The sequence below is a fragment of the Metabacillus litoralis genome (genome assembly GCF_003667825.1).
GTDB lineage: Bacteria > Bacillota > Bacilli > Bacillales > Bacillaceae > Metabacillus > Metabacillus litoralis_B.
The window spans coordinates 4,283,153-4,300,646 of record NZ_CP033043.1; the positions used below are offsets into that span (position 1 = coordinate 4,283,153).

Below are 17,494 nucleotides of genomic sequence, written 5' to 3' on the forward strand. Positions count from 1 at the left end.
AATGGTCGCTTTTAAATCAAAAAAATAAAGCCTTCTTTCATCAAGCTTATTGTTGAATTTACGAAGAAATGCACTGTGAAAATGAACCTCCAACGTTTTTTTGTAACAAATTGTACATTATGAAGATGATTCAGTTAACATTTGCATAAAAATGTAATATAGTATTGTTAAACTATATTTAAAGCGTTGATAAGGAGAGTAGAGTTTTATTTCCTTTTAGAGAGAACCCTCATCGGCTGGAAGGGGTTTAAGTGAAGTAATTCTTGAAGTGCACCTTAGAGTCCTTTGCTAAACGTCATGTAGACTAGTAAGCAAAGGCGTACCCTCTACGTTACAGAGTTAAAGTTGAGGTTAGAGTGATCGTATAACTCTTTCCTAAACAGAGTGGAACCGCGCATTCAAGCGTCTCTGTCATGTTGCAGAGGCGCTTTTTTATATTCTCAGAAAATATCTAATAAAGTTTATGATTGGAGGGGAAATTTATGTTGAAAATGATGAAAGAAGACGTAGAGGTTGTTTTTGAGCAAGATCCCGCAGCAAGAAATTATTTTGAAGTTATTTTAACTTATTCAGGATTACATGCCATTTGGAGCCATCGTATTGCTCATGCTTTTTACAAAAAGAAGCTCTTTTTCTTAGCTAGGGCTATTTCGCAGATAAGCAGGTTTTTTACAGGAGTTGAGATTCATCCTGCTGCAAGAATTGGGCGCCGTTTCTTTATTGACCATGGAATGGGCGTTGTTATCGGTGAAACATGTGAAATTGGAGACAATGTGACGGTCTTCCAGGGAGTAACACTTGGCGGAACGGGAAAAGAAAAAGGGAAAAGGCATCCGACCATTAAAGACAATGCGCTAATTGCTACAGGAGCAAAGGTATTAGGCTCTATTACTGTTGGAGCATACTCAAAGATAGGAGCAGGATCTGTTGTCCTAAAAGATGTGCCAGATCACTCTACTGTTGTTGGAATTCCTGGAAGAGTCGTGATCCAAAATGGAAAGAGAGTCGGCCAGGATTTAAACCATTCAGATTTACCAGATCCAGTGTCAGATCGTTTTAAAGAATTAGAAGTGGAGCTAAAACAATTAAGAGATGAAGTACAACACCTAAGGAAAGGAAAGAATGACTATGACAATAAAGTTGTACAATACGCTAACGAGACAAAAAGAAACGTTTGAGCCTCTAGAACCGGGAAAGGTAAAAATGTATGTTTGTGGTCCAACCGTTTATAATTATATTCATATAGGAAATGCTAGACCTGCAATTGTTTATGATACGGTAAGAAGATACCTAGAGTATAGCGGCTATGAAGTGAACTATATCTCAAATTTCACAGATGTGGACGATAAGTTAATTAAAGCTGCTAACGAATTGGGGGAAGATGTTCCTACCATTGCAGATCGGTTTATTGACGCATATTTTGAAGATGTAACAGCACTTGGCTGCAAACGTGCGACCACACATCCTCGTGTAACAGAAAACATTGATATTATTATTGATTTTATCCAAGCTTTAATTGATAAAGGCTTTGCTTATGAAGCGGGCGGCGATGTTTATTATAAGACAAGAGAATTTAAAGAGTATGGAAAGCTTTCACATCAATCGATCGAGGAACTTCGCTTAGGAAATAGAATTGAAGTAGGGGATAAAAAGCAGGATGCTCTAGATTTTGTTCTTTGGAAATCAGCAAAAGAAGGAGAAATTTCCTGGGAAAGTCCGTGGGGACATGGTCGACCTGGCTGGCATATTGAGTGCTCTGCTATGGCAAAAAAATATTTAGGTGACACAATTGACATTCATGCTGGTGGTCAGGACTTAACATTCCCACATCATGAAAATGAAATTGCTCAATCTGAAGCTGTAACAGGTAAGCAGTTTGCTAAGTATTGGTTACACAACGGATATATTAATATTAATAATGAAAAGATGTCAAAGTCTTTAGGGAACTTTGTTTTAGTTCACGATATTATTAAAGAAATCGATCCACAAATTGTTCGTTTCTTTATGCTGTCTGTTCATTATAGGCATCCAATCAACTTCTCTCAGGAGTTGTTAGAGAGTACAAAGAACGCGTTTGAACGTTTAACAACATCATATGGGAATTTAAAGCACCGTAAAAACAGCAGCACAAATTTAACAGATAATAACGAAGAATGGCTAACAAAAATTAAAAACTATCAACAGCAATTTAAACAAGAAATGGATGATGACTTTAATACAGCCAATGCAATTTCTGTTCTATTTGATTTATCAAAACAAGCAAATTACTATTTGCAGGAACAGAATACATCAACTGAAGTGATTCAAGCTTTCTTAGATCAATTTGATCAACTGGGTAAAGTATTAGGGGTAACATTTGAATCAACGGATCTTTTGGATGAAGAAATTGAAGAAATGATTCAACAGCGTATTCAAGCAAGAAAAGATCGCAATTTTGCTGTAGCTGATGAAATCCGTGATAAATTAAAAGACCTAAATATCATCTTGGAGGATACACCACAAGGTACGAGATGGAAGCGTGGTTGATTATGGTTCACATAATTGGGGAATAAAGATAAAAAGGAATATTTTTATTAATATAGGCAGGGCTCCATGTTTAGATTTACTGTAGCTCTGCCTTCAATAGGAAAAGAGGAACACCATGTTTTTAGAATTACCAACAATAAAAGATTCCAAGCTCTTAAATAGCTTGGCTTTGGCATATATTGGCGATGCTGTTTATGAGATTTATGTAAGGCATTATCTTTTAGCTAAAGGCAATATCCGTCCTAATCAGCTTCATAACCAAGCAAAAAGATTTGTATCTGCCAAGGCACAAGCAAGCACAATACACCATTTTTTCTCACTTGAGTTTCTTACTGAAGAAGAGCAAGCAGTGTTAAGAAGAGGAAGAAATGCAAAGTCAGGGACAATTCCTAAAAATACAGATGTACAAACTTATCGATATAGTACAGCTTTTGAAGCGCTAATTGGACACCTTTACTTAGAAAAAGAGCATGAACGTCTTGAGGAGTTAATTCAAAAGTCATTCACATTTATTGATGGAAAGGAGGGGATGTCATGAGTGAAGATTTTATTATTGGACGTAATCCGGTGATCGAGGTATTAAAATCATCGAGAGATATTAATAAAATATGGGTAGCAGAAAACTCTTTAAAAGGACAAGCCCAGCAAATTACGAAGCTTGCTAAAGAAAGAGGTATAACCATCAATTTTGTTCCCAAAAAGAAGATTGATCAGATGGTGGAAGGAAACCATCAAGGTGTAGTTGCCCAGGTGGCTGCCTATGAATATGTTCATGTTGACGATTTACTAAAAGTAGCCGAAGAACGAAATGAACCACCATTTTTATTATTGTTAGATGAAATTGAGGATCCACATAACCTCGGATCCATCATGAGAACGGCTGATGCAGTAGGGGCACATGGTATTGTGATCCCTAAGCGAAGAGCAGTTGGGCTAACAGCGACAGTAGCAAAGTCATCTACTGGTGCAATTGAACATATCCCTGTGGCAAGGGTTACGAATATGGCGAGAACAATCGATGATCTAAAGGAAAAAGGAGTATGGATTGTTGGGACAGATGCAAAAGGAGCAGATGATTACCGTAATCTTGATGGAAAGATGTCACTTGCATTAATTATAGGAAGTGAAGGTAAGGGGATTGGTCGTCTTATAAAAGAAAAATGTGATTTCTTAGTTAAGATGCCAATGGTTGGACATGTAACATCATTAAATGCATCTGTAGCAGCTAGTCTCTTAATGTATGAGGTATATAGAAAGAGATATCCTCTAGGGGAGTAAAGTGAAATGGATATCCTATTGGTTGATGGATATAACATTATCGGTACATGGCCGGAATTACAAAACCTTAAGAAAAATGATTTAGCGGGAGCACGAGATCTGTTAATTGAAAAAATGGCTGAATATCAAGCATATACAGGATACCGGGTCATTATTGTATTTGATGCTCATATGGTAAAGGGAATTGAGAAAAAACAGAAAAATTATCGAGTTGAAGTCATTTTTACTAGAGAAAATGAAACAGCTGATGAAAGAATTGAGAAGCTTGCTATTTCATTAAGTAATATTAAAACCCAAGTTCATGTAGCCACTTCTGACTTTACTGAGCAATGGGCAATCTTTGGACAAGGTGCATTAAGAAAATCAGCCAGAGAGTTATTAAATGAAATGACATCTATTGAAGGCAGGATTAAACATAAGGTGAAGAAGATTGAAGAAAATCGACCTTCTTCAAAGATTGCCATCCCAGAAGATGTTCTTGAGAAATTAGAAAAGTGGCGAAGAGGAGATCTGTAGGTAGTATCTAATACCTTTGGCAATGCACGATATCCAACAGCTGTGCAAGGCTTAGGAAAATAGGTGTGTATGTACAGTCATGTAACAGGGCGTTATGTTATGGCTGGTTGACGCTTACAAAACCAATACTGTATAATATTGTTATCTTGCGTGCAGTCGGGGGGATCGACTTGAATTCACCAATCAACAGGGGCAAAGTCAACAAAGAAGATTTAGAATTAATGGAAGATGAACAAGTAGTTGAACTTGTGCATTTTGGAGAAAGTGAAGCGCTAGATTATTTAATAACAAAATACCGAAATTTTGTCCGGGCAAAAGCAAGATCATATTTTCTAATTGGTGCTGACCGGGAAGATATAATCCAAGAGGGAATGATCGGTTTATACAAAGCCATTCGTGACTTCAAGGAGGACAAGCTCACTTCTTTTAAAGCATTTGCCGAGCTATGTATTACCAGGCAAATCATTACCGCCATAAAAACTGCAACTCGACAAAAGCATATTCCACTGAATTCCTATGTTTCTTTAGACAAGCCAATATATGATGAAGAATCTGATCGTACACTGATGGACGTTATTACTGGTGCAAAAGTGATGGACCCTGAGGAGCTCATTATCAATCAAGAGGAATTTGATGATATTGAGGTAAAGATGGGTGAGTTATTAAGTGACCTTGAACGAAAGGTTTTAGTTTTATATTTGGACGGTAGGTCATACCATGAGATCTCCGAAGAGTTGAATAGACATGTTAAATCGATTGATAACGCTCTCCAACGAGTGAAGAGAAAACTAGAACGCTATTTAGAACTACGAGAGATTAGTTTATAATTATATAGATTAGGATACGAACGTTTGTTGACGAAAAAATTCTACTGTGATACAGTTTTAAAGAATAAAACGTAGCGGTAGGTGATGACATGCGTAAAAAGATTATCCTTGCATGCACATCGTGTGGAAGTAGAAATTATACAACGATGAAAAATAGTACAAGCACAAATGATCGGTTGGATGTTAATAAATTTTGTAAAGTATGTAATTTGCATACAAACCACCGTGAAACGAAATAGTACAGCACTTATATATTTCATATAATGAAGTTTCCTTATTATCCTGGAGGTAGCACAATGCAACGTTTAATTAGTTTTTTCCGAGATGTTACTCGTGAAATGAAAAAAGTCAGCTGGCCTAAAGGTAAAGAGCTTACAAAGTACACAATAACAGTTGTTTCAACTGTTACATTTGTGGCAGTGTTCTTTGCGGTTATTGACTTAGGTATTTCTTCTTTAATTCGTTTGTTTTTTGAATAATAAATGGAAAATCGTGCTATAATAGAAAATATTAAACTTTGTCTGCAAAACCCGTTAAACGGGTTTTTTCATTGTATAAAAAAGAATAATATAAGCAGATGCTATCGTTTGTTGATCAACCTATTGTGGGGAGGGAAGGACAAGTAGTCCTGAAACTATGGAAAAGAATTGGTATGTAGTACACACCTATTCAGGTTATGAGAATAAAGTGAAGGCCAACCTTGAAAAACGTGTAGAATCAATGGGAATGGAAGATAAGATCTTCCGCGTGGTTGTACCTGAAGAGGAAGAAACAGATATTAAGGATGGCAAGAAGAAAGTAGTTAAAAAGAAAGTTTTCCCAGGTTATGTGCTAGTTGAGATCGTCATGACGGATGACTCATGGTATGTTGTGCGAAACACACCTGGAGTAACTGGGTTCGTAGGCTCTGCAGGTCATGGGTCTAAACCAACACCACTATTACCTGATGAAGTGAGTTTTATTTTGAAACGCATGGGTATGGATGAGCGTCGTGTTGAGATTGATTATGAATTAAAAGAAACTGTTAAAGTAACAGAAGGTCCTTTTGCTAATTTCACAGGTTCCATCGAAGAAATCGATCAAGATAAAAATAAACTTAAAGTTCTTGTGAATATGTTCGGCCGTGAAACACCTGTAGAACTTGATTTTTCTCAAGTAACGAAATTATAATGTAAAAAAACTTGAAATCAATTTCGAAAAGTGGTAATATTTCATAGGTCAGTATGTCTCGAGACTTGAGATATTATTTTGATCAGAAATTTCTATTTCTGAAAGTATAAGGGTAGGTAAACTCATTTGTGAGTTGCTCTAATTATGACCATTCGAAACTCGAGTGGCTAGATGAGTGGGAGGGTAATATACCCCATTACCACATCACGGACTTAAGGAGGTGTGTCTCGTGGCTAAAAAAGTAATTAAAATTGTAAAATTGCAAATTCCTGCAGCTAAAGCTAATCCAGCTCCACCAGTTGGTCCTGCATTAGGTCAAGCTGGTGTTAATATCATGGGATTCTGTAAAGAGTTCAACGCTCGTACGGCTGAACAAGCTGGATTAATCATTCCAGTTGAAATCACAGTATTCGAGGATCGTTCATTTACATTTATTACGAAAACTCCTCCTGCTGCTGTACTACTTAAGAAAGCAGCTGGAATTGAGTCTGGTTCTGGTGAACCAAACCGTAATAAAGTAGCGACTGTTAAGCGTGACAAGGTACGTGAAATCGCTGAAACAAAAATGCCTGATTTAAACGCAGCTAGTGTTGAGTCAGCAATGCGTATGGTAGAAGGTACTGCACGTAGCATGGGTATCGTTATCGAAGACTAATTTTAATTAGTCAAGTTGTGTTAAGGGGTTGCGAGTTTGCTTAAAAACAAGTTCGCAACCTTTATTCGTGGGAGGTTATTCCGCTAAAACCACTAAGGAGGAAACGAAAATGGCTAAAAAAGGTAAAAAGTTTTTAGAAGCTGCTAAATTAGTAGATCGTTCAAATTTCTACTCTGTACAAGAAGCAGTAGAACTAGTTAAAAAGACTAGCATCGCAAAATTTGATGCAACTGTAGAAGTTGCTTTCCGTTTAGGCGTAGATCCTAAGAAAGCTGACCAACAAATCCGTGGAGCAGTAGTACTTCCAAATGGTACTGGTAAAACTCAACGTGTATTAGTATTTGCTAAAGGTGAAAAAGCGAAAGAAGCTGAAGCAGCAGGTGCTGATTATGTTGGTGATGCAGACTTTATCAACAAAATCCAACAAGGTTGGTTTGAGTTTGACGTAATCGTTGCAACTCCAGACATGATGGGTGAAGTTGGTAAATTAGGACGTGTATTAGGACCAAAAGGTTTAATGCCAAACCCTAAAACTGGAACAGTTACTTTTGATGTAACAAAAGCTGTTAATGAAATCAAAGCTGGTAAAGTTGAATACCGTCTTGATAAAGCTGGTATCATCCATGTTCCTATCGGAAAAGTTTCATTTGAAGATAGCAAACTTGTTGAAAACTTTACAACAGTTTATGAAACTTTACTAAAAGCTAAGCCATCTGCGGCAAAAGGTACTTATATGAAGAGTGTAAATGCTACTTCTACTATGGGACCTGGTGTGAAAGTAGATTCTTCAAGCTTTGCTGTAAAATAATAACTATTGACTTCGTATAGAAGTTTATATATAATTATCAATGTTGTTTAAAACAAATATCGCTATACCGTAGACAGTAGGTGCTTTAACGAGCTTAAATATCCTGCCGAGGTGTATTTACGAATAAAGCATGATTATTTTGCTTATTGTATGTACAAAAACCTCCATGTCTTGTGGAGGTTTTTTAATGACCATCACCGAACGGTACTAGTGTTACATGAATCTAACAGGAGGTGTAACAATGAGCGCAATTATCGAACAAAAGAAGCAGATCGTAGAAGAAATCTCTACTAAGTTCCGTGAAAGTAAATCTACTATCATTGTAGATTACCGTGGATTAACTGTAGGTGAAGTAACTGAATTACGTAAACAATTACGTGATGCAGGAATTGACTTCAAAGTTTACAAAAATACAATGACTCGTCGTGCTGTTGAACAAGCTGAGATTACTGGTCTTAACGATGTTCTAACTGGACCAAACGCAATTGCTTTTGGTAATGATGATGTTGTAGCTCCAGCCAAAATTTTAAATGACTTTGCTAAAAAGCATGAAGCTCTTGAAATTAAAGCTGGTGTAATTGAAGGTAATGTTGCTAGTGTTGAAGAAGTTAAAGCTCTTGCTGAACTTCCATCACGCGAAGGCTTACTTTCTATGTTGCTTAGCGTACTTCAAGCTCCTATCCGTAACTTTGCTCTTGCTACTAAAGCAGTTGCAGAACAAAAAGAAGAACAAGGTGCTTAATCGGTACAATCTAGTATGTCTTTACTAATAAAATATTAACAGGAAAAACAAGGAGGAAATTATAATGACTCAAGAACAAATCATTGAAGCAGTTAAAAATATGACTGTTTTAGAATTAAACGACTTAGTTAAAGCAATCGAAGAAGAGTTTGGTGTAACTGCTGCGGCTCCTGTAGCTGTTGCTGCTGCTGGTGGCGAAGCTGCTGCTGAGCAAACTGAATTTGACGTAGTACTTGCAAGTGCTGGCGGACAAAAAATCAAGGTTATCAAAGTTGTACGTGAAGCTACTGGCTTAGGCTTAAAAGAAGCTAAAGAATTAGTAGATAACGCTCCAAAACCACTTAAAGAAGGCGTTTCTAAAGAAGAAGCTGAAGAATTAAAAGCTAAACTTGAAGAAGTTGGAGCTTCTGTAGAAGTTAAGTAATAAATGTACTATATAAAAAGCTCGCCGGTTAAAGGCGAGCTTTTTTGTACTTTATAATAATTGAAGTAACTAATGCATCTATGTGCATTTTGTAGGAAGTAATTTTTTTATCATTAAATTTTATTTAATACGTATAAAATGCAAGGGTGATGTAAAACCTATTCTTCTGTAAGAGGAGGAACTTTTATGAGTAATCATTATTATTCTGAGAAGCCAACTGTTGAAAGTGACCGTAAAACATGGACATTTCAATTAAAGGAATTTCTTTTTACGTTTCAAAGTGATCGTGGAGTGTTTTCGAAAAATGAAGTAGATTTTGGTTCCCGTCTTTTAATAGAATCGTTCTTACCGCCTGATGTAAGTGGTGATTTTCTAGATGTTGGTTGTGGATATGGGCCGATTGGATTGTCTCTTGCAAAGAGTTTTAACAGACAAGTAGATATGATTGATATTAATGAACGGGCAATAGAGTTAGCAAAAGATAATGCTGCTCTTAACAAAGTCGAGAATGTAAATATCTTTCAAAGTAATCAATTTGAAAACATTAGTGAAGACCGGAAGTATGCTGCTGTTTTAACAAATCCACCAATTCGTGCGGGGAAACAAGTTGTTCACTCTATTTTCGAAAAAAGTTTCGATCATCTAGTGCATGAGGGTGAGTTATGGATTGTTATCCAAAAAAAACAGGGAGCACCATCAGCGATGGATAAATTAAATGAAATGTTTAATGAAGTGGAAGTTGTGGAAAAGAAAAAAGGCTATTATATCATAAAAGCAAAAAAGAGTTGACTCCATTTTTTTGTTGTGTTAGTATTATAAAATGCCAATATATAATTTCCATAACTATCTAATTTTCAAGGAAAAAGATGTATAGAAATTAGTTTTATGGGAATACTATTAAAATCAAAAGTACGTTTTAAAATTGTGGTTTTCTTACTAGAAACCCTTTTTATTTTTTGTTTTTTCCTTGCGTCAGTACTTGCATTTTCCTATGTTTTATTACAGATTTTTTATTGGTAGTATGTTAAGATATTGTTTTTTAAAGAGAATGATCATATGTGAGTTCTCTTATTCGTCTGTCTAAAAAAGGTATACATAATAGTACGACGCAAGATCCTATTACGCTTGATTTGAGGGGTGAATGAGTTGACAGGTCAACTAGTTCAGTATGGACGACACCGCCAACGTAGAAGTTATGCACGCATTAGTGAAGTGTTAGAATTACCAAATCTTATTGAGATTCAAACCTCTTCCTATCAGTGGTTTCTTGATGAGGGCTTAAGAGAGATGTTTCAAGATATTTCTCCAATTGAGGATTTCACTGGTAACCTCTCGCTAGAGTTTATTGATTATAGCTTGGGGGATCCTAAGTACCCTGTTGAGGAATCAAAAGAACGCGATGTTACCTATTCGGCGCCATTACGTGTTAAGGTTCGTTTAATTAACAAGGAAACTGGTGAAGTAAAAGATCAGGATGTCTTTATGGGAGATTTCCCTCTCATGACAGAGACAGGTACATTTGTTGTCAACGGAGCAGAGCGTGTTATCGTTTCTCAGCTAGTCCGTTCACCAAGTGTATATTACAGTGCAAAGGTCGACAAAAATGGTAAAAAAGGCTTTACTGCGACTGTTATTCCAAACCGTGGGGCTTGGTTAGAATACGAAACTGACGCCAAAGATGTTGTTTATGTGCGTATAGATCGTACTCGTAAATTACCGGTAACGGTTCTCTTACGTGCTCTTGGGTTTGGCTCTGATCAAGAAATCATCGATTTATTAGGTGAAAACGAGTACTTACGTAATACTCTTGATAAAGATAATACGGAAAGTACAGAAAAGGCTTTGCTTGAAATTTACGAGCGACTTCGTCCTGGTGAGCCACCAACTGTTGAAAATGCAAAGAGTTTATTAGACTCTAGATTTTTTGATCCAAAACGCTATGATCTAGCGAATGTTGGTCGCTATAAAATTAATAAAAAGCTTCATATTAAAAATCGTCTTTTTAATCAAAGACTAGCAGAAACTTTAGTAGATCCTGAAACAGGAGAAATCATTGCAGAAAAAGGTACAATGATTGATAGAAGAACGTTAGACCGCATTATACCGAATCTTGAAAGTGGTGTTGGATTTAAAAAAGAACACCCATCAGGCGGTGTTACTGAGGATGAAGTAACGATTCAATCTATTAAGATTTATGCACCTAATGACCCAGAAGGTGAAAAGGTTATTAATGTATTAGGTAACGCTTATGTAGAAGAAGCTGTTAAAAATATTACAGTTGCAGATATTTTATCTTCTATTAGTTACTTCTTTAACCTTCTACATGGTGTTGGTGATACAGATGATATCGATCACCTTGGAAACCGTAGATTACGTTCAGTAGGGGAATTACTGCAAAACCAGTTTAGAATTGGTTTATCAAGAATGGAACGTGTTGTTCGTGAGAGAATGTCTATTCAAGACACGAATACAATTACTCCGCAACAACTTATTAATATTCGTCCTGTAATTGCTTCTATTAAAGAGTTCTTCGGTAGCTCTCAGTTATCTCAATTTATGGATCAAACAAATCCACTAGGTGAGTTAACACATAAACGTCGTTTATCAGCATTAGGACCGGGTGGTTTAACTCGTGAACGTGCTGGCTTCGAAGTTCGTGACGTTCACTATTCTCACTATGGTCGTATGTGTCCAATTGAGACTCCAGAGGGTCCTAATATCGGGTTGATCAACTCACTTTCCTCATATGCGAAAGTAAATCGTTTCGGCTTCATCGAAACACCATATCGCCGAGTTGATCCTGAAACTGGTAAAGTAACAGCTAGAATTGACTATTTAACTGCTGATGAAGAGGATAACTATGTAGTTGCCCAAGCAAATGCTAGGTTAGCAGAAGATGGGTCATTTATAGATAATGATATTGTTGCACGTTTCCGTGGTGAAAACACAGTTGTTAATAGAGATCGTATTGACTATATGGATGTATCTCCTAAACAGGTTGTATCTGCTGCAACAGCATGTATTCCGTTCTTGGAGAATGATGACTCAAACCGTGCATTAATGGGAGCGAACATGCAACGTCAAGCAGTACCATTAATGAATCCGGAAGCACCTATTGTTGGTACAGGTATGGAATATGTTTCTGGTAAAGATTCAGGAGCTGCTGTTATCTGTAAACACCCAGGTGTTGTTGAGCGTGTTGAAGCGAAGAACGTTTGGGTACGTCGATATGAAGAAGTTGACGGTCAAAAGGTTAAAGGAAATCTTGATAAATATAGTATGTTAAAGTTTATCCGATCGAACCAAGGTACCTGCTATAATCAACGTCCAATCGTAAGTGAAGGCGATGAAGTAGTAAAAGGTGAAATCCTTGCTGACGGTCCATCTATGGAAAAAGGTGAGCTTGCATTAGGTAGAAACGTAATGGTTGCCTTCATGACATGGGATGGTTATAACTATGAGGATGCTATTATCATGAGTGAAAGACTTGTGAAAGATGATGTGTATACATCTATTCATATTGAAGAATATGAGTCTGAATCTCGTGATACTAAATTAGGACCTGAAGAAATTACACGTGATATCCCTAACGTTGGGGAAGATGCATTAAGAAACTTAGATGAGCGTGGAATTATCCGAGTTGGTGCAGAAGTAAAAGACGGAGATCTACTAGTTGGTAAAGTAACGCCTAAGGGTGTAACAGAGCTAACAGCAGAGGAAAGACTTTTACATGCAATCTTTGGTGAAAAAGCACGTGAAGTTCGTGATACATCACTCCGTGTACCACATGGTGGAGAAGGTATTATTCTTGATGTTAAAGTGTTCAACCGTGAAGACGGTGATGAATTACCACCAGGTGTTAACCAATTAGTTCGTGTTTATATCGTTCAAAAACGTAAAATCTCTGAGGGAGATAAAATGGCTGGACGACATGGTAATAAAGGGGTTATCTCTCGTATCCTTCCGGAAGAAGATATGCCTTATTTACCAGACGGTACTCCTGTTGATATCATGTTAAACCCTCTAGGAGTTCCTTCACGTATGAATATCGGTCAGGTATTAGAGCTGCACCTAGGTATGGCTGCTCGAAAACTTGGTATTCATGTTGCATCACCAGTATTTGATGGTGCGCGTGAGGAAGATGTATGGTCAACATTAGAAGAAGCAGGCATGGCTCGTGATGCTAAAACTGTTTTATATGATGGACGTACTGGTGAACCATTCGATAACCGTGTATCAGTTGGGATTATGTATATGATCAAACTAGCTCACATGGTTGATGATAAACTTCATGCCCGTTCAACTGGACCATACTCATTAGTTACTCAACAGCCACTAGGTGGTAAAGCTCAATTCGGTGGTCAAAGATTTGGTGAGATGGAGGTATGGGCACTTGAAGCATATGGTGCTGCTTATACACTTCAAGAGATACTTACTGTTAAATCTGATGACGTCGTTGGTCGTGTGAAAACATATGAAGCCATTGTTAAAGGCGAAAATGTCCCTGAGCCTGGTGTTCCTGAATCATTTAAAGTATTGATTAAAGAACTTCAAAGTTTAGGTATGGATGTAAAAATGCTTTCAAGTGACGAGCAAGAAATCGAGATGAGAGACCTTGATGATGAAGATGATTCACAACAAGCTGAAGGTCTTGCGGTGAATGATCAACCAGAACCAGAGCCTGAAGCTGTTGAATTAGAAAAAGATACAGTAGTGAAAGAATAATAAAAGTTTAAGTTTTACTAAGGAATTCATACGCGGGGAGGTTTAACCTCTCCGTTTAATGAACCTTATTATGTAGTATGAATTTGCTTTTACATAGCAGTTTAACTTTCTACTAAAAAGAACTTTAAACTTGACTCAAATACAGCCATTTAAATTGGGTAGAACCTGAAGACGAAAAGGGAGGTAGGCCCCTTGATAGATGTAAATAATTTTGAATATATGAGCATCGGCTTAGCTTCACCTGACAAGATTCGTTCTTGGTCCTTTGGTGAGGTTAAGAAACCAGAAACAATCAATTACCGTACATTAAAACCAGAAAAAGATGGTCTGTTTTGCGAACGTATCTTTGGACCAACAAAAGACTGGGAATGTCATTGCGGTAAATATAAAAGAGTTCGCTATAAAGGTGTAGTTTGTGATCGTTGTGGAGTTGAAGTAACTCGTGCAAAAGTACGTCGTGAAAGAATGGGACATATTGAATTAGCTGCTCCTGTATCACATATTTGGTATTTCAAGGGAATTCCAAGTCGTATGGGGCTTGTGCTAGACATGTCACCACGTGCTTTAGAAGAAGTTATTTATTTTGCTTCTTATGTAACAACTGAAACTGGTGATACTCCTCTTGAGAAAAAACAATTACTTTCTGAAAAAGAATACCGAGCTTACCGTGAAAAGTACGGTAATACCTTCCAAGCATCTATGGGTGCAGAAGCTATTAAAAAGCTATTATCAGATATTGATCTAGATAAAGAAGTGGATTCTTTAAAAGAAGAGTTAAAAACAGCTCAAGGACAGCGTCGTACACGTGCAATTAAACGTCTAGAAGTACTTGAAGCATTCCGTAACTCAGGAAATGAACCATCTTGGATGATTCTTGATGTACTTCCTGTTATCCCACCTGAATTACGTCCAATGGTACAGCTTGATGGTGGACGTTTTGCTACTTCTGATTTAAATGATTTATACAGACGTGTTATTAACCGTAACAACCGTCTTAAGCGTTTATTAGATCTTGGAGCACCAAGCATTATCGTTCAAAATGAGAAGCGTATGCTTCAAGAAGCAGTTGATGCTCTTATTGATAATGGACGTCGTGGACGCCCTGTTACAGGACCAGGTAATCGTCCGTTAAAATCACTTTCACATATGTTAAAAGGTAAACAAGGACGTTTCCGTCAGAACTTATTAGGTAAGCGTGTTGACTACTCTGGTCGTTCTGTTATCGTTGTAGGTCCAAACCTTAAGATGTATCAATGTGGTTTACCAAAAGAGATGGCGCTAGAACTGTTTAAACCATTTGTTATGAAAGAGTTAGTTGAAAAAGGATTAGCTCATAACATTAAGAGTGCTAAACGTAAAATTGAGAGAGTGCAGCCAGAAGTATGGGATGTTTTAGAATCAGTTATTAAAGAACATCCAGTTTTACTAAACCGTGCACCAACTCTTCATAGATTAGGAATTCAAGCCTTCGAACCAACTTTAGTAGAAGGTCGTGCAATTCGTCTTCACCCACTAGTATGTACTGCTTATAATGCGGACTTTGACGGTGACCAAATGGCCGTTCACGTACCATTATCAGCTGAGGCACAAGCTGAAGCACGTATTTTAATGTTAGCAGCTCAAAATATCCTTAATCCTAAGGATGGTAAGCCAGTTGTTACTCCTTCTCAGGATATGGTATTAGGTAACTATTACTTAACATTAGAGCGTGCTGGTGCAATTGGTGAAGGTATGATCTTTAAAGATACGAATGAAGCACTACTTGCTTATCAAAACGGATATGTACATTTACATACACGTGTTGCGGTTCAAGCATCTTCATTAAAAAATCAAACATTCACAGAAGAACAAAACAAAATGTTGCTTGTTACTTCTGTTGGTAAGTTAATCTTCAATGAAATCTTACCTGAGTCATTCCCTTACATGAATGAACCAACAAAAGAAAACATTGAAGAGAAAACACCTGATAAATACTTTGTAGCTCCAACTGTTGATGTGAAAGAACATGTTGCAGCTCTAGATGAAATCCCGCCATTTAAGAAGGGGATTCTAGGGAAAATCATTGCAGAAATCTTCAAAAGATTCCATATTACTGAAACATCTAAAATGCTAGATCGCATGAAGAACCTAGGTTTCAGTTACTCTACAAAAGCTGGTATTACGGTTGGTGTATCTGACATCATCGTATTAAAAGAAAAACAAGAAATTATCGGTGAAGCACAAGCTAAGGTAGATAACGTATTAAAACAGTTCAGAAGAGGTTTAATTACTGAAGATGAGCGTTATGAACGTGTTATCTCTATCTGGAGTGCTGCAAAAGATAATATTCAAGGGAAATTAATGGCGTCCCTAGATAAACGTAACCCGATCTTCATGATGAGTGACTCTGGTGCCCGTGGTAACGCATCTAACTTTACTCAGCTTGCTGGTATGCGTGGATTAATGGCCAACCCGGCTGGGCGTATCATTGAATTACCAATCAAATCAAGTTTCCGTGAAGGTTTAACTGTATTAGAGTATTTCATCTCTACACACGGTGCACGTAAAGGTCTTGCGGATACTGCCTTAAAAACAGCTGACTCAGGTTACTTAACTCGTCGTCTTGTTGACGTTGCCCAAGATGTTATCATCCGTGATGATGATTGTGGTACAGATCGAGGCATTCTAGCTGAGGCAATTAGAGAAGGCACGGAGATTATTGAAAAATTAGATGAACGTCTAATTGGTCGATATTGCCGTAAAGTTGTAAAACACCCTGAAACAGATAAGGTAATTGTTGAGGAAAATGAATTAATTACTGAGGATATTGCAGTAGAAATTATGGAAGCTGGAATTGATAAAGTATGGATTCGCTCTGCATTTACTTGTAACACTAGACATGGTGTATGTAAAAAATGTTACGGACGTAACCTTGCTACAGGAAGTGAAGTAGAAGTTGGTGAAGCAGTTGGTATTATTGCTGCTCAATCAATCGGTGAGCCTGGTACACAATTAACAATGCGTACATTCCATACAGGTGGGGTTGCCGGAGACGATATCACACAAGGTTTACCTCGTATCCAAGAGTTGTTTGAAGCAAGGAATCCTAAAGGTCAAGCGATCATTTCTGAAATAAATGGTGTTGTAGCTGAGATCAATGAAGTTCGTGATAAACAGCAAGAAATAGTGATTCAAGGTGATGTAGAATCCCGTTCTTATACAGCTCCATATAATGCAAGACTTAAAGTTACTCAAGGTGATAAAATTGAGAGTGGTCAAGTCTTGACAGAAGGTTCAATAGATCCTAAGGAATTACTAAAAGTAAAAGATCTTCAAGCAGTTCAACAATATTTACTACGTGAAGTTCAAAAAGTTTACCGTATGCAAGGGGTAGAAATTGGAGATAAACACGTAGAGGTTATGGTAAGACAAATGTTACGTAAAGTCCGTGTCATGGATGCTGGTGATACAGATGTACTACCAGGTACACTCCTTGATGTTCATCAGTTCACTGATGCTAACAAACAAGTGTTGTTAGATGGTAAACGCCCTGCAACTGGACGTCCAGTATTGCTTGGTATTACAAAAGCATCTCTTGAAACTGACTCCTTCTTATCTGCCGCATCATTCCAAGAAACAACTAGAGTTCTTACTGATGCAGCAATTAAAGGAAAACGTGATGAATTACTAGGACTTAAAGAAAATGTAATTATTGGTAAACTTGTTCCTGCAGGTACTGGTATGACAAGATATCGTCAAACTGAACCAATTGCTAAAGTTGAGCAAGTTGAAGAAGTAGTATCAGTAGATTAATGATTATAACTCCATCATTGGGGGGTAATCC

At 37.3% G+C, this 17,494-nt stretch carries 16 protein-coding genes and 2 other annotated features; all 16 genes read left to right on the top strand.

Annotation, left to right across the window (positions count from 1 at the left end; all coding sequences use genetic code 11):
* Positions 1-177: 177 nt before the first annotated feature.
* Positions 178-413 (top strand) — a binding site (T-box leader).
* A gap of 69 nt (positions 414-482) precedes the next feature.
* Positions 483-1,178: a serine O-acetyltransferase gene (gene cysE, locus D9842_RS20875; protein WP_121664167.1), complete on the top strand. Its 696-nt coding sequence runs from the start codon at positions 483-485 to the stop codon at positions 1,176-1,178.
* Complete coding sequence (cysS, locus tag D9842_RS20880) at positions 1,129-2,526, top strand: cysteine--tRNA ligase (RefSeq protein ID WP_121664168.1); 1,398 nt, start codon at positions 1,129-1,131, stop codon at positions 2,524-2,526. The genes cysE and cysS overlap by 50 nt, the downstream gene beginning before the upstream one ends.
* 115 nt (positions 2,527-2,641) lie before the next feature.
* Positions 2,642-3,064 (top strand): Mini-ribonuclease 3, encoded by a 423-nt coding sequence (locus tag D9842_RS20885; RefSeq protein ID WP_121664169.1) that lies wholly within the window; start codon positions 2,642-2,644, stop codon positions 3,062-3,064.
* A complete protein-coding gene (gene rlmB / locus D9842_RS20890; protein WP_121664170.1) occupies positions 3,061-3,804 on the top strand; it encodes a 23S rRNA (guanosine(2251)-2'-O)-methyltransferase RlmB in 744 nt (247 codons plus the stop codon). Before D9842_RS20885 ends, rlmB begins: the two co-directional genes overlap by 4 nt.
* Before the next feature lie 6 nt (positions 3,805-3,810).
* Complete coding sequence (locus D9842_RS20895) at positions 3,811-4,320, top strand: NYN domain-containing protein (protein ID WP_121664171.1); 510 nt, start codon at positions 3,811-3,813, stop codon at positions 4,318-4,320.
* A 170-nt stretch (positions 4,321-4,490) separates the two neighbouring features.
* The gene (sigH, locus tag D9842_RS20900; protein ID WP_121664172.1) at positions 4,491-5,147 is read left to right on the top strand and encodes an RNA polymerase sporulation sigma factor SigH; all 657 of its coding nucleotides are present in this window, start codon (positions 4,491-4,493) and stop codon (positions 5,145-5,147) included.
* 89 nt (positions 5,148-5,236) lie between these two features.
* The gene (rpmG, locus tag D9842_RS20905) at positions 5,237-5,386 is read left to right on the top strand and encodes a 50S ribosomal protein L33 (RefSeq protein ID WP_121664173.1); all 150 of its coding nucleotides are present in this window, start codon (positions 5,237-5,239) and stop codon (positions 5,384-5,386) included.
* Between the two features lie 57 nt (positions 5,387-5,443).
* Positions 5,444-5,626: a preprotein translocase subunit SecE gene (secE, locus tag D9842_RS20910; RefSeq protein WP_026561205.1), complete on the top strand. Its 183-nt coding sequence runs from the start codon at positions 5,444-5,446 to the stop codon at positions 5,624-5,626.
* A 157-nt stretch (positions 5,627-5,783) separates the two neighbouring features.
* Positions 5,784-6,317 carry a transcription termination/antitermination protein NusG gene (nusG, locus tag D9842_RS20915; RefSeq protein ID WP_121664174.1) on the top strand — a complete coding sequence of 178 codons (534 nt, stop codon included), beginning with the start codon at positions 5,784-5,786 and terminating at the stop codon, positions 6,315-6,317.
* A 229-nt stretch (positions 6,318-6,546) separates the two neighbouring features.
* The gene (gene rplK / locus D9842_RS20920) at positions 6,547-6,972 is read left to right on the top strand and encodes a 50S ribosomal protein L11 (protein WP_141549707.1); all 426 of its coding nucleotides are present in this window, start codon (positions 6,547-6,549) and stop codon (positions 6,970-6,972) included.
* Positions 6,973-7,081: 109 nt separating this feature from the next.
* Positions 7,082-7,780 carry a 50S ribosomal protein L1 gene (rplA, locus tag D9842_RS20925; protein WP_121664175.1) on the top strand — a complete coding sequence of 233 codons (699 nt, stop codon included), beginning with the start codon at positions 7,082-7,084 and terminating at the stop codon, positions 7,778-7,780.
* 49 nt (positions 7,781-7,829) lie between these two features.
* Positions 7,830-7,975: a sequence feature (ribosomal protein L10 leader region), on the top strand.
* A gap of 46 nt (positions 7,976-8,021) precedes the next feature.
* Positions 8,022-8,522 carry a 50S ribosomal protein L10 gene (gene rplJ, locus D9842_RS20930; protein WP_121664176.1) on the top strand — a complete coding sequence of 167 codons (501 nt, stop codon included), beginning with the start codon at positions 8,022-8,024 and terminating at the stop codon, positions 8,520-8,522.
* Between the two features lie 64 nt (positions 8,523-8,586).
* Positions 8,587-8,946 carry a 50S ribosomal protein L7/L12 gene (gene rplL, locus D9842_RS20935; RefSeq protein WP_121664177.1) on the top strand — a complete coding sequence of 120 codons (360 nt, stop codon included), beginning with the start codon at positions 8,587-8,589 and terminating at the stop codon, positions 8,944-8,946.
* 186 nt (positions 8,947-9,132) lie between these two features.
* A complete protein-coding gene (locus D9842_RS20940) occupies positions 9,133-9,735 on the top strand; it encodes a class I SAM-dependent methyltransferase (RefSeq protein ID WP_121664178.1) in 603 nt (200 codons plus the stop codon).
* 357 nt (positions 9,736-10,092) lie between these two features.
* Complete coding sequence (gene rpoB, locus D9842_RS20945; protein WP_121664179.1) at positions 10,093-13,671, top strand: DNA-directed RNA polymerase subunit beta; 3,579 nt, start codon at positions 10,093-10,095, stop codon at positions 13,669-13,671.
* Positions 13,672-13,863: 192 nt separating this feature from the next.
* On the top strand, positions 13,864-17,463 hold the full coding sequence (rpoC, locus tag D9842_RS20950) for a DNA-directed RNA polymerase subunit beta' (RefSeq protein ID WP_121664180.1): 3,600 nt from the start codon (positions 13,864-13,866) through the stop codon (positions 17,461-17,463).
* Positions 17,464-17,494 lie beyond the last annotated feature (31 nt).